Origin of the sequence: Marinobacter sp. M1C (assembly GCF_023314135.1) — a bacterium.
In the GTDB taxonomy this organism is placed as follows: Bacteria; Pseudomonadota; Gammaproteobacteria; order Pseudomonadales; family Oleiphilaceae; genus Marinobacter.
Genome location: NZ_CP092289.1, coordinates 1,321,019 through 1,333,712, shown reverse-complemented (window position 1 = coordinate 1,333,712; position 12,694 = coordinate 1,321,019). Strand labels below are relative to the sequence as shown.

Here is a 12,694-nt window from a genome sequence, read left to right as displayed (position 1 = left end):
ATAATTTATGAAAAACAGTTCATAAATAGCAGTGAATCATCCATTTTTTGGCCTGAAAGTCCAGTCATCATACTTGTCGTGAATTTCCTGCCGGCTTAAATGCTTATAACGCTGCAGCGATGACCAAGTAGTGTGGCCGCTTACGCCCGACACCCGCGGAATATCCCAGCCCCTCTCAAACAGCCAGCTGATGCACTCGTGCCGCAGGTCGTGAAAGTGCAGGTCTTTGATGCTCAGAAACTTGCACCATTCGGTAAAGCGAACACTGATAGACCGGCCATTAAACGGGAAAATTCTCTCATCGATTTTCGGTTGCGCCTGGATGATCATCCACGCCTCATCCGGCAGATACACGCGCCGGTGATTGCCGGTTTTGTGTGATGGGTGTTTCATGTCCGGCACGATAACGCTTCGGGTGCGCTCATCCAGATCCGTCCAGAGTATGCGGGTAATCTCATCCTGGCGGCGCGCAGAGAAAAGCGCGAACAGAATCACATCGGTAGTGCGTATGGTGCGGCGGTGCGCAGTGGTTTTGCCGTACTCGAGTATCTTTTCCAGCTCCCCCAACGTTGGCCGCCGGCTGCGCTGCGCGGGCTTTGCTACTAACCGTTCACGCCGGCAGGTTTCGGCAGCATCGTTCAGGGCTTCCAATGCTGCAGGAATTCCCCACGCGCTACGCGCCGTTTTGAACACGCCACGCATCCATATCAAATCATTGGAGGCGGTATCGGGCTTTACGGTTTTGATCCGGTCGACAATGTGTGCAACAAAATCACGGGGCTGTATTTCAATCGCATCGAGCTTTGCAATCTTATAAGTCTGCAGCCGCACCAGGTCCGCTTCTTTGCTGCGACCAAAGCCAACGCCGAATTCATCCGCGTAACGTTTGATCAGCTCACCGATCGTAACGCCCCGGTGCCGCGCCTGGTCCAGTGCGCCGGGCGCCTGCAACTGAAGCTCCAGCTTCGCCGCCCATTCTTTCGCTAATGCCTTACGATCAAACGTGCGGCTTTGCTGATAAACTATCTTTCCCTGGCGCCGAACACGCACATCAGCCCGCCAGGATTTGGTACCGTCACGCCGAGTACGCGGAATAATTGAAGCCACAGTGCTACACGTCTTTATTTTGTAGGATATTTGTAGCACTGAGAATATTAAAACGGCATAAAACAGGCAATAAATGGTTAATAATAGCAACACAAGAACACCCCTAAATCAGACTATAGAGCCCGTAAACACAGGCACAGAGCCTTCTAGGCGGTTCAGCGTCGCACCGATGATGGAATGGACTACCCCGCATTATCGTTACATGGCGCGCCAGCTCAGCACGCACGCACTGCTGTACACCGAAATGGTCACTACCGGTGCTTTGATCCACGGCGATACCGAGCGTTTTTTGCACCACAACGCGGCAGAATATCCGCTGGCGTTGCAGTTAGGTGGCAGCAATGCCGGCGAACTGGCGCATTGTGCGGGCCTGGCGCAGCAGTTCGGGTTTAGCGAGGTCAATCTGAATGTGGGCTGCCCCAGTGACAGGGTGCAGAACAATATGATCGGCGCCTGCCTGATGGGCCATCCGGATATTGTAGCTGAAGGCTTTAAGGCAATGCAGGCGGCTACGGACATTCCGGTCACGGTGAAACACCGCATTGGTATTAATGGCCGCGAGTCCTGGGATGAGCTGTGCGGCTTTATTGAAACGGTGGCAGCCGCGGGCTGTAAAACCTTTATTGTTCACGCCCGTATCGCGGTTCTGGAAGGGCTGAGCCCGAAAGAAAACCGCGATGTGCCGCCGCTGAAGTACGATTGGGTGTATTACTTGAAAGCCAAGTATCCGCAGCTGGAAATCATCATTAACGGTGGCATAAAAACCGTGGATGAATGCCACCAGCATCTGGCCCATACCGATGGCGTTATGCTGGGCCGCGAGGCGTACCATAACCCGTGGATTCTGACGCAGGTAGACAGCGAGTTTTTCGGCGAGCCGGAAAAGACTGTTAGCCGCCATGACACTCTGGAAGCCATGTATCCGTTTATTGAACAAGAACTGGCGCGTGGTGTGTATCTGGGCCATATTTCAAGACACATGCTCGGATTGTTCCATGGTGTTCCGGGTGGGCGCCAATTCCGCCGTTACATCAGCGAAAATGCTCACAAACCGGGCGCCGGGCTAGATGTTTTGCGCGAGGCCCTGGCCAAGGTTCCACAAACGGGAATTGCCACCGTATTTACCGAAGCGTAATGCCATTTAATGGCTGAATAACCTTTGGTTGTCTTGTTCGGACTGCGGTGGCCCGTTACTGTAGTGATTCGTACTTTTTTAATACCAACATAACCGACGTAGCAGGACATCAGCGCGAATGAGCAACAAGCTTGAGCAACTGAGAACCATGACCACCGTCGTGGCTGACACCGGCGATCTGGATGCCATTGCCGCCTGGCGCCCGCAAGATGCCACCACCAACCCGTCACTTCTGCTCAAGGCCGTTGAGTCTGACGCTTACCAGCCGATGGTCGACAAGGCCATTGCCGCGGCAAAACGCCAGGCCGGCGCAAGTTCGGGCCGACTTGGTCTGGCTACCGATATTCTGGCGGTGTTGGCTGGCGGCGAAATTCTGCAGCTGATTCCTGGCGTGGTGTCTACCGAGGTAGACGCCCGCCTGTCGTTTGACACCATCGGTACACTGTCGCGCGCAAGGCGGATGGTAGAGCTTTATGACCAACAGGGTATAGATACCCAGCGCGTGCTGATCAAGATCGCCGCCACTTGGGAAGGCATCAAAGCCGCCGAGCAGCTGGAAAAAGAAGGCATTCGCTGCAACCTTACTCTGCTGTTCTCGTTCGCCCAGGCCGTTGCCTGTGCACAGGCCGGGGTGGCACTGATTTCACCGTTTGTTGGCCGTATTATGGACTGGCATCTGGCAAACAGCGGTCGCGACAGTTTTCCAGCCAGTGAAGACCCAGGCGTGCTGTCGGTGGCGCGTATCTACAATTACTACAAAACCAACGATTTCAACACCGCGGTGATGGGCGCCAGTTTCCGCAACATCGGGCAAATTGAAATGTTGGCCGGCTGTGACCGGCTGACCATAAGCCCGGCGCTGATGCAGGCGCTCCAGAACGAAACGGGTTTACTTGAACGCAAACTGAGCCCGGAAGGCGCCCGCTCCAAAGACAAGCGCAGCCACATGGATGAAAAGCAGTTCCGCTGGGATTCAAACACCGATGCCATGGCGACCGAAAAGCTGGCAGACGGCATTCGGCTCTTTGCCGCCGACCAGCTAAAACTGGAAGCGCGGATACGCCAACGGGCTGAAGCCATCGCCTAAGCTCTTGAATTCGAGCAGGCCCTTTAATAACCCGGAATACATACAGGCTCGGCACCGCGCGGAAGCTGCGCAATAAACCTTGAGGACACACCATGCTAGCCATTCTTCATCCTGACACACCAATGGACAGCGAGGCTTATCGCACCACGTTGAATTTTCTGGAAAATTTACCAGGCGTTTCAGTGCGTGTTCACGAAATTCAAGGTGCCACACAGCGGTTAACCGAAGTGTATTTGCTGGGCAACACCAAGGGCCTTAACAAAGAAGACATAGAAGCGCTGCCGGCGGTCGAACGGGCTATCCGCATTTCCGAAGATTACCGAATTCTGGGACGCCATAAAGACAACAATCGTCAAAACGGCTTTACCTACAACGGCGTGGAATTCAACCAATCCAACCTGAATATTTTTGCTGGCCTGTGTGCGGTGGATGTGCCCGAACACGTCGAGCAAATGATGCAGGCGCTGGAACAGCACGGCGAAGTGTGTACCCGCATGGGTGCGTATAAGCCACGCACCAACCCCTATTCGTTTCAGGGCCATGGCAAGGGCTGCTTGCCATGGGTGTTTGAAAAAGCCGGCAAGCACGGTATTAAGGTGGTGGCCATGGAAATTACCCATGAAAGCCACATTGAAGAAATTGATAACTGTCTGGAAAAGCTGGGGCGCCCTACCGGCGTCATGCTGCAAATTGGCACCCGCAACACCCAGAACTTTGAGCTTCTGAAGGCCATTGGTCGCCAGAGCACCTACCCGGCGCTGCTTAAGCGTGGCTTCGGCATTACCTTGAACGAGTCTTTGAACGCGGCGGAATACCTGGCGTCGGAAGGCAATGCTAACGTCATTTTCTGCCTACGCGGTATGAAAACCGAAGCGGGCCAGCCCCACCGCAACATGGTAGATTTCGCCCACGTACCCACGGTAAAACGCCTGACCCGCATGCCGGTGTGCATTGACCCGTCCCACTCTGTTGGCAGCCGTGACCGCGCGCCGGACGGCATTCTGGAAGTGATGCACGCCACCGCACAGGGTGTTGTAGCTGGCGCCAACATGGTGTTGGTAGATTTCCATCCAAAGCCGGAAAAAGCTCTGGTAGACGGTCCTCAGGCGCTGTTGATGAACGAATTGCCGGCGTATCTGGAAGACATCCGCCTGTGCCACGACACCTGGAAAAAACGCCAGGCAATTTATAAGACTGTTAAGGATTCGCTGGCCAAATGATTGTATACGGACACCGCGGTGCCAAAGGTGAGGCTCCGGAAAACACTCTGGAAGGCTTTGCACATGCCTATCGCCAGGGCATACGCCATTTTGAGCTGGATCTGGTGCTGTCGAAAGACGGTATTCCCGTGCTGGTACACGATTTAACGGTGAATCGTACAACCACGTTTAAAGGTAATGTCAGCGATTACACTCTGGCAGAACTGACCGGTATGGACGCCCGCCGTAACGTCAGTTCCTGGCCGAGCCCGGTAGGCATTCCCAGCCTGGATCAGTTGCTGGATCAGTTTGACGATCTTGAACACTTGCAGCTGGAAGTAAAAAGCGATAAATCCCCGCGCATGAATGTGCTCAGCAACCGGCTAACGGAAATCATTCAGGCAAGACGGCTTTATGACAAAGTGGCCGTAACCTCGTCTGATGTTCATTTTTTGAAGGAAATTCGCCGGCGTAATCGCAATATTCGGTTGGGGCTGGTGGCAGAGCGCAAGTTTCCGCGGCCGATGACCATTGCCAGCCGTCTGGAAGTGGAATACTTGTGCATCAACTGGAAGTTGCTCAGCAAGGAGCTGGTGGAGCATGCCCACCGCAAGGGTATGCACGTATCGGCGTGGACAGTGAACCGCATTTTCGACATGCTGGAACTGGAAAAAATGGGGGTAGACAGCATTATTACCGACTACCCGACCAGCACCATGACCTACTTTGACAATCGTAGCCGTTACCGGCGGGCTCTGCCCGACAACAGTAGTGTCACTGCGACGGGCACTCAGCAGGCGGCGGGCACTCACTAAAACCGTTAGAAAATCCGGTTCAGTCCGTTCAGCGCTGCTACCCGATAGGCTTCTGCCATGGTCGGGTAGTTGAAGGTAGTATTGATAAAGTAGTTTAGAGAGTTTGCTTCACCTTTCTGGTTCATGATGGCCTGGCCGATGTGAATAATCTCTGCAGCTTGGTCACCAAAACAGTGAATACCCAAAATTTCACGGGTTTCACGGTGAAACAGAATTTTCAACATGCCCACCGCCTCCCCGGTAATCTGCGCCCGTGCCAAGTCCTTGAAGAACGCCTGGCCCAGTTCGTAGGGCACTTTTGCTTCGGTCAGTTCGCGCTCGGTTTTACCCACCGAACTGATTTCCGGAATGGTATAAATACCGGTAGGCACGTCTGACACAAAGCGGAAGTAGTCGTCTTGGACAATGTCAGAGGAGGCAGACCGGCCCTGGTCATAGGCGGCACTGGCCAGGCTGGGCCAGCCAATAACATCGCCGACAGCATAGATGTTCTCTACCTCGGTGCGGTAATGGTCGTCTACCGCCAGTTGGCCGCGGCTATTCGCCTGCAAGCCAATATTTTCCAACGCCAGCTTGTCGGTGTTACCGGTGCGACCGTTACACCATAGGAACGCATCCGCCCGAATTTTCTTGCCAGATTTAAGAGACAACACCACGCCGCTGTCGTCACCGTCTACGGACTCGTATTCTTCATTGTGCCGCACCAGAACGCCATTGTTGCGCAGGTGGTAACTCAGGGCGTCGGAAATATCGTCATCCAGGAATTGCAGCAAGCGGCTGCCCGGGTTGATTAAATCCACTTTCACGCCAAGCCCGGCGAAGATAGAGGCGTACTCCGAACCAATCACCCCTGCGCCATAAATAATCAAGGTCCGCGGCGTGTGGGATAGGCTCAGAACGGTGTCTGAGTTGTAAATACGGTGATGACGAAAGTTCAAATCCGGCGGTAAATAAGGGCGCGAGCCCGAAGCAATAATTGCTTGCTTGAAGTGCAGGATTTCCACGCCTTTGCTGCCGCGTACTTCCAACTGGTTTGTATCAACAAACGAGGCGCTGCCGTTGATCAAGTCAATACGGTTGCGGGAATAAAATTGAGTGCGCTGTTTAACCTGCGTGCCGATCACTTTTTGAGCATTCTGCAAAACACGCGGAAACGAGAACCAGCGTGGTTCGCCGATGTCGCGGAACATTTGGTTGGTGTTAAAGGTAATGATCTGCTTGACCGAGTGGCGCAGGGCTTTCGACGGAATGGTACCCCAGTGGGTACAGTTGCCGCCTACGGTGGTTTTATCTTCAACAATGGCTACGCGCTTGCCGTTTTTCGTTGCGTTCATCGCAGCGCCTTCGCCGGACGGTCCGGCGCCGATAACCACTACGTCGTAATGATGCTCTGGCATACCCGCAGTAACTCCTTATCTGGGTCGCAAATTATACGTTATTGTCTGTTTTCGCTCAGCTTTTAGGACGAGTGGCATCGGAGCCCAGACTGCTATCTGCTTCGCCCCCAACGCGTTCGGTGTTTTCTTCACATTTCTGGGTGTTGCCGCCGCATATATCACAAGAGGAGCTGATGCCCAGTGCGCCAATGCCACCGCAGGTACCGCTGATCGGTTTGCGGCCAAAAATAACGCCCACCGACATGCCCGCTACCAGCAGAATCACAATAAAAAACACCAGAAAAAAAGTACCCATGCTGTTCTCCCGCTACTGGGTTATAAAGGATGAAAATGCCGGTGTGTAGTGGGTTTCAAACCCCGCCTCACCGCGCACTATAAAATAAGCCGGTATATTCTCGCGGACCGCCAACGCCATGGCATCTTCGAATCCCATGACATTAAAACCGGTAGCCAGAGCGTCAGCGCGCATACAGTTTTCCGCAATCACTGTGACCGACGCCAGGTTGTGGGTAATCGGTTTACCAGTTTTCGGGTCCAGTGTATGGGAGTAACGCTGTCCGTCAAATTCGTAATAGTTACGATAGTCGCCGGAAGTAGCCAGGGCACGATCATTCCGGACACTGTCCACAGCTAAGGCTCCGCCCACCACTCCACCCAACGCGACTATGCGATTCACCTGCTCTGCGGCATCTCCGGGTGTTTCGATGGCCAAGCGCCAGGCCGAACCATCGGGCTTCAGCCCTCCAACACTGACTTCACCGCCGATTTCGACCAAATAACCGCTAATGCCTTCTGCTGCCAAATAGCGGGCGACTTCGTCAACGCCGTAGCCTTTGGCAATAGCACTTAAATCCAGATACTGCGCTTCACTGGTACGTATGCCGGGGGGCTGGTCGCGCAGCTCGATTTTTTCATGACCGGTACGCGCTAATATTCTGGCCAACGTGGCCTCGTCTGGCATTTTTTCTGGCCGCGCATCCGGGCCAAACCCCCACAGATTGACCACAGGGCCTATAGTGATATCAAAGGCGCCGTCAGTGAGCGCTGACACCGTTTCCGCTTCCAGCAGCACGGTATACAAAGGGGCTGACAACGCGGTCCAATCGGACTGGTCTGGCAGCGTATTAAAGCGTGACAGTTCTGAATCCTCGCGCCAGGTCGACATGGCTGCGTCTACGCTCTCCAGAGCCTGTTCAATACCGCCGGCAAGCTCCCGAAGCCTGGGCTGGTCCTCTTCCATCACCACGCTGATGTGGTAACGGGTGCCGAAGATCGGCCCGGAGATTTCCCAGATCTGTTGTTCCGGCTTAAACGAACAACCCGCCAAGGCCGCCACAACCAGTGCAAAAAACACACTGATCATGACCGCCCGGGCGGGTTTAACCATGTTGAATAACATCGGTATTTTACTAGCCTCCGAAGTCATCCAACATGATGTTTTCATCTTCTACGCCCAAATCTTTCAGCATCTTGATAACCGATGCGTTCATGATGGGCGGCCCGCACATGTAAAACTCGCAGTCTTCGGGTGCCGGGTGATCTTTCAGATAGTTTTCAAACAGCACATTGTGGATAAATCCGGTGTCACCATTCCAGTCGTCGTTTGGCTGGGGGTCAGACAAAGCCACGTGCCACTCAAAGTTATCGTTTTCTTTGGCCAGGCCGTCAAAGTCTTCGACGTAGAACATTTCCCGTACGCTACGTGCGCCATACCAGAAGCTGATCTTGCGCTTGGAGTTCAGCCGCTTGAGCTGATCAAAGATGTGGGAACGCATGGGCGCCATACCGGCACCGCCGCCCACAAACACCATTTCCGCATCGGTCTTCTTGGCGAAGAACTCACCAAACGGACCCATCACGGTCATCTTGTCCCCTGGTTTCAAATCAAACACAAAACTCGACATGATTCCCGGGTTGTGGTCGGTGCCCGGAGGTGGCGTGGCGATACGGATGTTAAACTTCAGCACGCCCTTCTCTTCCGGGTAGTTGGCCATGGAGTAAGCACGGATCGTATCCTCCTTGTTGATGGCCTTGTAGCGCCAAATATCGTGCTTGTTCCAATCTTCACGGAACTCTTCTTCAATCGCAAATTCCTTGAAGTCGATTTCGTACGCCGGACATTCCAGCTGTACATAACCGCCAGCACGAAAGGCAACTTCTTCACCCTCTGGCAACTTCAGAATCAATTCTTTGATGAAGGTGGCCTGGTTGTGGTTGCTCACCACTTCGCATTCCCACTTCTTAACACCGAAGAACTCTTCCGGCACTTCAATTTTCATGTCCTGCTTTACCGGAACCTGGCACGACAGGCGCCAGCCTTCTTTTTCTTCCCGGTTAGTGAAGTGGGTTTTTTCGGTGGGCAGCATCGCGCCGCCGCCTTCAAAAACCTTGCACTTACACTGGGCGCAGGTGCCGCCGCCGCCACAGGCAGACGACAGGAAAATACCGCTGCCGGCCAGTGTGTTCAGTAGCTTACCGCCGGCTTCGGTTTGCACCGTGTGCTCGGGGTCGTCGTTAATTTCGATGGTCACATCACCGGTACTGACAAGCTTGGAGCGGGCCGCGAGAATAATCGCAACCAGCGCCAAGACAATCACGGTGAACATGACTACGCCGAGAATAATTTCTGTATTCATGGTCTCGCCTTTTCGTTTATCCGAATCACCGGGTGAATTACAGGGAAATGCCGGAGAAAGACATAAAGCCCAATGACATCAAACCCACGGTAATAAAGGTTATGCCCAAGCCACGCAGGCCTTCCGGTACATCGCTGTACTTGAGTTTTTCCCGAATGCCGGCCAAAGCCACAATCGCCAGTGCCCAACCTACGCCGGCGCCGAAACCGTACACCACACTCTCACTGAAGGTGTAGTCGCGCTCTACCATGAAAAGGGCTGCACCCAAAATGGCGCAGTTCACGGTAATAAGCGGCAGAAACACCCCAAGTGCGGCGTATAGCGCAGGTATGTACTTGTCCAAAACCATTTCCATGATCTGCACAATCGCTGCGATTACACCAATGTACGTAATCAATCCCAAAAAGCTCAGGTCTGTGTTGGGCAATCCGGCCCAAGACAACGCACCTTCACGCAGGATGTTGTTGTAAATCAGGTTGTTCACCGGCACGGTAAGGGTTAGAACCACCACAACGGCAATACCCAGACCGGTTGCGGCTTCAATTTTCTTGGAGATCGCCAGGAAGGTGCACATACCCAGGAAGAAGGCCAGAGCCATGTTTTCAACGAAAACGGCCTTAATCAGCAGGCTGATGTAATGTTCCATCAGAAGGCCTCCTTATGGGTGTGGCGTGACATTTTGTAGTCTGCCTCCTCCACCTGTTCTGGTTTCCAGGCACGCAAGGCCCAGATGGCCAGGCCGATAATAAAGAACGCGCTGGGCGGCAACAGCAGCAGCCCGTTGGGGACGTACCATCCGCCCTGGCTGACAGGCACCATCAGGGTAACGCCAAATAGCGAACCGGCACCCAGCAACTCACGGAAGAAGGCGACGAACAGCAACATCACCGAGTAGCCCATGCCGTTACCGATGCCGTCCAGGAAGCTCAGCCAGGGGCCGTTCTTCATGGCGAAACCTTCGGCGCGGCCCATAACGATACAGTTGGTAATAATCAGACCAACAAATACCGACAGCTGCTTCGACACTTCATAGGCGTATGCCTTTAGCAACTGATCCACCACGATAACCAGAGAAGCAATAATGGTCATCTGGGCGATGATGCGAATACTGTTCGGAATCTTCGCCCGCACCAGCGATACCGCCAGGTTGGAAAACGCAGTTACCGCAGTAACGGAAAGACACATAACAATGGTGACGTTCATGCTGGTGGTTACCGCCAACGCTGAACAGATACCCAAAATCTGCAACCCAATCGGGTTGTTGCTGAAAATCGGTTCAAACAGAACCTGTTTCGCGGTCATTTCGGACATGATCAGACCTCCCCTTCACGAAGTTTCTTGAGGAACGCCGCGTAGCCACGATCACCCATCCAATAATTCACCAGATGCTCTACACCGCGACTGGTCAAGGTGGCACCAGAAAGCGCGTCCACTTTGTGTTGCTTGTTCGCAGTATTGGCATCAACACCGCCTTTTACCAGGCGGATCTGCGGCTCGGTTTTGTTTTCGTCGTAAAGCTGCTTACCCACCCACTGGGACTTCCAGCGCGGGTTATCCACCTCACCACCCAGGCCCGGCGTTTCCGCGTGGGCGTAAAAGCCCAGACCTTCGATGGTGTTCAGGTCGCCCTCAAGAGACACAAAGCCATACAAAGTGGACCACAAACCATAACCGTGAACCGGCAGTACAACGCGCTTGACCTGATCGCCTTCGCGCAGCAGATACACCTTGGCTACATTAGGACGACGCTTGATGCCCGCCAGGTCTTCCTTGGGAGGAATCTTGGTGGACATATCCGGGTTAGACGCGGCTTTGTACATGTCGTACTTCATCGGGTCTTGAACATTGACCGATGCAGGCTCAACAAAGGCGCCAGAATCCAAATCTACCAGGCGAACATCAAAACGGGTGAAGATATCTTCGATCTGCTCGGCACTGGCGGCTTCCGGCAACATGCCCGAGGCTGCCAGAATATTGGTTTTGATGTCCAGGTTCTGATTTTTGATCTGAGCCGGGCGCAGCATTACTGCGGCGGTCGACACGATAACTGAAAACACGATACTCAGTACCAAAGCGACCATTAACGTTCTGGCGACTGTTTCTTTAGCTTTAGCCACGAGCGAGCCTCCGTTTAACATTGGCCTGAACAACGTAGTGGTCCATCAGCGGGGCAAACAGGTTGGCGAATAGAATCGCCAGCATGATGCCTTCGGGAAAGGCCGGGTTTACGACACGTATCAGAACGGTCATCACGCCCACCAAAATGCCGAAGCACCAGCGGCCGGTGTGGGTCATGGCAGACGATACCGGATCTGTCGCCATAAACATCATACCAAAGGCAAACCCACCAATCACCAAGTGCCAGTGTGCCGGCACGGCAAACATGGGATTCGTTTCTGACCCCACCACATTCATTAGCAACGAAGTGGCAATCATGCCCAGCAATACGCCCCCAACAATGCGATAAGAGGCTATTTTCATGATCAGCAGCACAGCGCCACCTGCCAGCACAGCCAGGGTTGAGGTTTCACCCATAGAGCCCTGAATGGTGCCCATGAATGCGTTCGCCCAACCAATCTGGCTTTCCAGAGCTTCAACACCGCCGCTAGCAGCCCAGCTCAGGGATGTCGCGCCGCTAAAACCGTCGACCGCTGTCCATACCGTGTCACCGGAGATCTGCGCGGGGTAGGCGAAGTACAAGAAAGCACGGCCGGTCAGCGCTGGGTTGAGGAAGTTTTTGCCAGTTCCGCCAAACACTTCTTTACCGATCACGATACCGAAGGTAATGCCCAAAGCCACTTGCCACAAAGGCACGGTAGGCGGGCAAATCAGCGCAAACAAAATCGAGGTTACGAAAAAGCCCTCGTTGATTTCATGGCGACGCACGGTGGCAAACATCACTTCCCAGAACCCGCCGACAATAAAGGTCACCGCGTAGATGGGAATAAAATAGGCCATACCGTAGATGAAATTATCCAGCAGGCCAGCACCCGCGCCGGTTACCGCCAAAGCGTTAATAAACGCCGTGCGCAAACCGCCGTCTCCGATCAAAGCCTCCGGGTTGGTGGCCAGGTAGCTGTTGGCCTGAAAGCCGATGTTCCACATACCGAAAAACATGGCCGGAAAGGTGCATAGCCACACTGTGATCATGATGCGTTTCAGGTCAATGCCATCACGCACGTGAGAGGTGGATTTGGTGACCGAACTGGGCGAGTAGAAAATGGTGTCTACCGCTTCGTAGAGCGCGTACCAACGCTCGTGACGACCACCTTTTTCAAAATGATGCTCGATTCCGTCGAGAAACTGTCGGATAGCCAT

The 12,694-nt window shown here is 53.8% G+C and carries 13 protein-coding genes; 4 read left to right on the top strand and 9 right to left on the bottom strand.

The window, feature by feature from the left end; translation table 11 throughout:
* Window positions 1-36: 36 nt before the first annotated feature.
* Window positions 37-1,107, bottom strand: a complete 1,071-nt coding sequence (locus MIH19_RS06485; RefSeq protein WP_249008089.1) for a site-specific integrase — start codon at window positions 1,105-1,107, stop codon at window positions 37-39.
* Window positions 1,108-1,276: 169 nt separating this feature from the next.
* Here MIH19_RS06485 and dusA point away from each other — a divergent pair, with 169 nt between their 5' ends.
* From dusA to MIH19_RS06465, 4 genes are all read left to right on the top strand, one after another.
* On the top strand, window positions 1,277-2,242 hold the full coding sequence (gene dusA, locus MIH19_RS06480; protein WP_249008088.1) for a tRNA dihydrouridine(20/20a) synthase DusA: 966 nt from the start codon (window positions 1,277-1,279) through the stop codon (window positions 2,240-2,242).
* A gap of 118 nt (window positions 2,243-2,360) precedes the next feature.
* Entirely contained in the window at window positions 2,361-3,329 is a 969-nt protein-coding gene (gene tal, locus MIH19_RS06475; RefSeq protein WP_249008087.1) for a transaldolase, read from the top strand.
* A gap of 92 nt (window positions 3,330-3,421) precedes the next feature.
* Window positions 3,422-4,549 carry a 3-deoxy-7-phosphoheptulonate synthase gene (locus MIH19_RS06470; protein ID WP_249008086.1) on the top strand — a complete coding sequence of 376 codons (1,128 nt, stop codon included), beginning with the start codon at window positions 3,422-3,424 and terminating at the stop codon, window positions 4,547-4,549.
* A complete protein-coding gene (locus tag MIH19_RS06465; protein WP_249008085.1) occupies window positions 4,546-5,343 on the top strand; it encodes a glycerophosphodiester phosphodiesterase in 798 nt (265 codons plus the stop codon). Before MIH19_RS06470 ends, MIH19_RS06465 begins: the two co-directional genes overlap by 4 nt.
* Before the next feature lie 5 nt (window positions 5,344-5,348).
* Here MIH19_RS06465 and sthA read toward each other — a convergent pair whose 3' ends face one another.
* Genes sthA through MIH19_RS06425 form a run of 8 tightly spaced genes read right to left on the bottom strand, consistent with a single transcriptional unit; the run spans window position 5,349 to window position 12,694 of the window.
* A complete protein-coding gene (sthA, locus tag MIH19_RS06460) occupies window positions 5,349-6,740 on the bottom strand; it encodes a Si-specific NAD(P)(+) transhydrogenase (protein WP_249008084.1) in 1,392 nt (463 codons plus the stop codon).
* A 55-nt stretch (window positions 6,741-6,795) separates the two neighbouring features.
* The gene (gene nqrM, locus MIH19_RS06455) at window positions 6,796-7,035 is read right to left on the bottom strand and encodes a (Na+)-NQR maturation NqrM (protein ID WP_249008083.1); all 240 of its coding nucleotides are present in this window, start codon (window positions 7,033-7,035) and stop codon (window positions 6,796-6,798) included.
* 12 nt (window positions 7,036-7,047) lie between these two features.
* Window positions 7,048-8,139 carry an FAD:protein FMN transferase gene (locus MIH19_RS06450; RefSeq protein WP_249008082.1) on the bottom strand — a complete coding sequence of 364 codons (1,092 nt, stop codon included), beginning with the start codon at window positions 8,137-8,139 and terminating at the stop codon, window positions 7,048-7,050.
* Window positions 8,140-8,149: 10 nt separating this feature from the next.
* On the bottom strand, window positions 8,150-9,376 hold the full coding sequence (nqrF, locus tag MIH19_RS06445) for an NADH:ubiquinone reductase (Na(+)-transporting) subunit F (RefSeq protein ID WP_249008081.1): 1,227 nt from the start codon (window positions 9,374-9,376) through the stop codon (window positions 8,150-8,152).
* Between the two features lie 37 nt (window positions 9,377-9,413).
* Window positions 9,414-10,022 carry an NADH:ubiquinone reductase (Na(+)-transporting) subunit E gene (nqrE, locus tag MIH19_RS06440; RefSeq protein WP_249008080.1) on the bottom strand — a complete coding sequence of 203 codons (609 nt, stop codon included), beginning with the start codon at window positions 10,020-10,022 and terminating at the stop codon, window positions 9,414-9,416.
* Window positions 10,022-10,687 carry an NADH:ubiquinone reductase (Na(+)-transporting) subunit D gene (locus tag MIH19_RS06435; RefSeq protein ID WP_249008079.1) on the bottom strand — a complete coding sequence of 222 codons (666 nt, stop codon included), beginning with the start codon at window positions 10,685-10,687 and terminating at the stop codon, window positions 10,022-10,024. Before MIH19_RS06435 ends, nqrE begins: the two co-directional genes overlap by 1 nt.
* Before the next feature lie 2 nt (window positions 10,688-10,689).
* Complete coding sequence (locus MIH19_RS06430; RefSeq protein WP_249008078.1) at window positions 10,690-11,493, bottom strand: Na(+)-translocating NADH-quinone reductase subunit C; 804 nt, start codon at window positions 11,491-11,493, stop codon at window positions 10,690-10,692.
* Complete coding sequence (locus MIH19_RS06425) at window positions 11,486-12,694, bottom strand: NADH:ubiquinone reductase (Na(+)-transporting) subunit B (RefSeq protein ID WP_249008077.1); 1,209 nt, start codon at window positions 12,692-12,694, stop codon at window positions 11,486-11,488. The genes MIH19_RS06430 and MIH19_RS06425 overlap by 8 nt, the downstream gene beginning before the upstream one ends.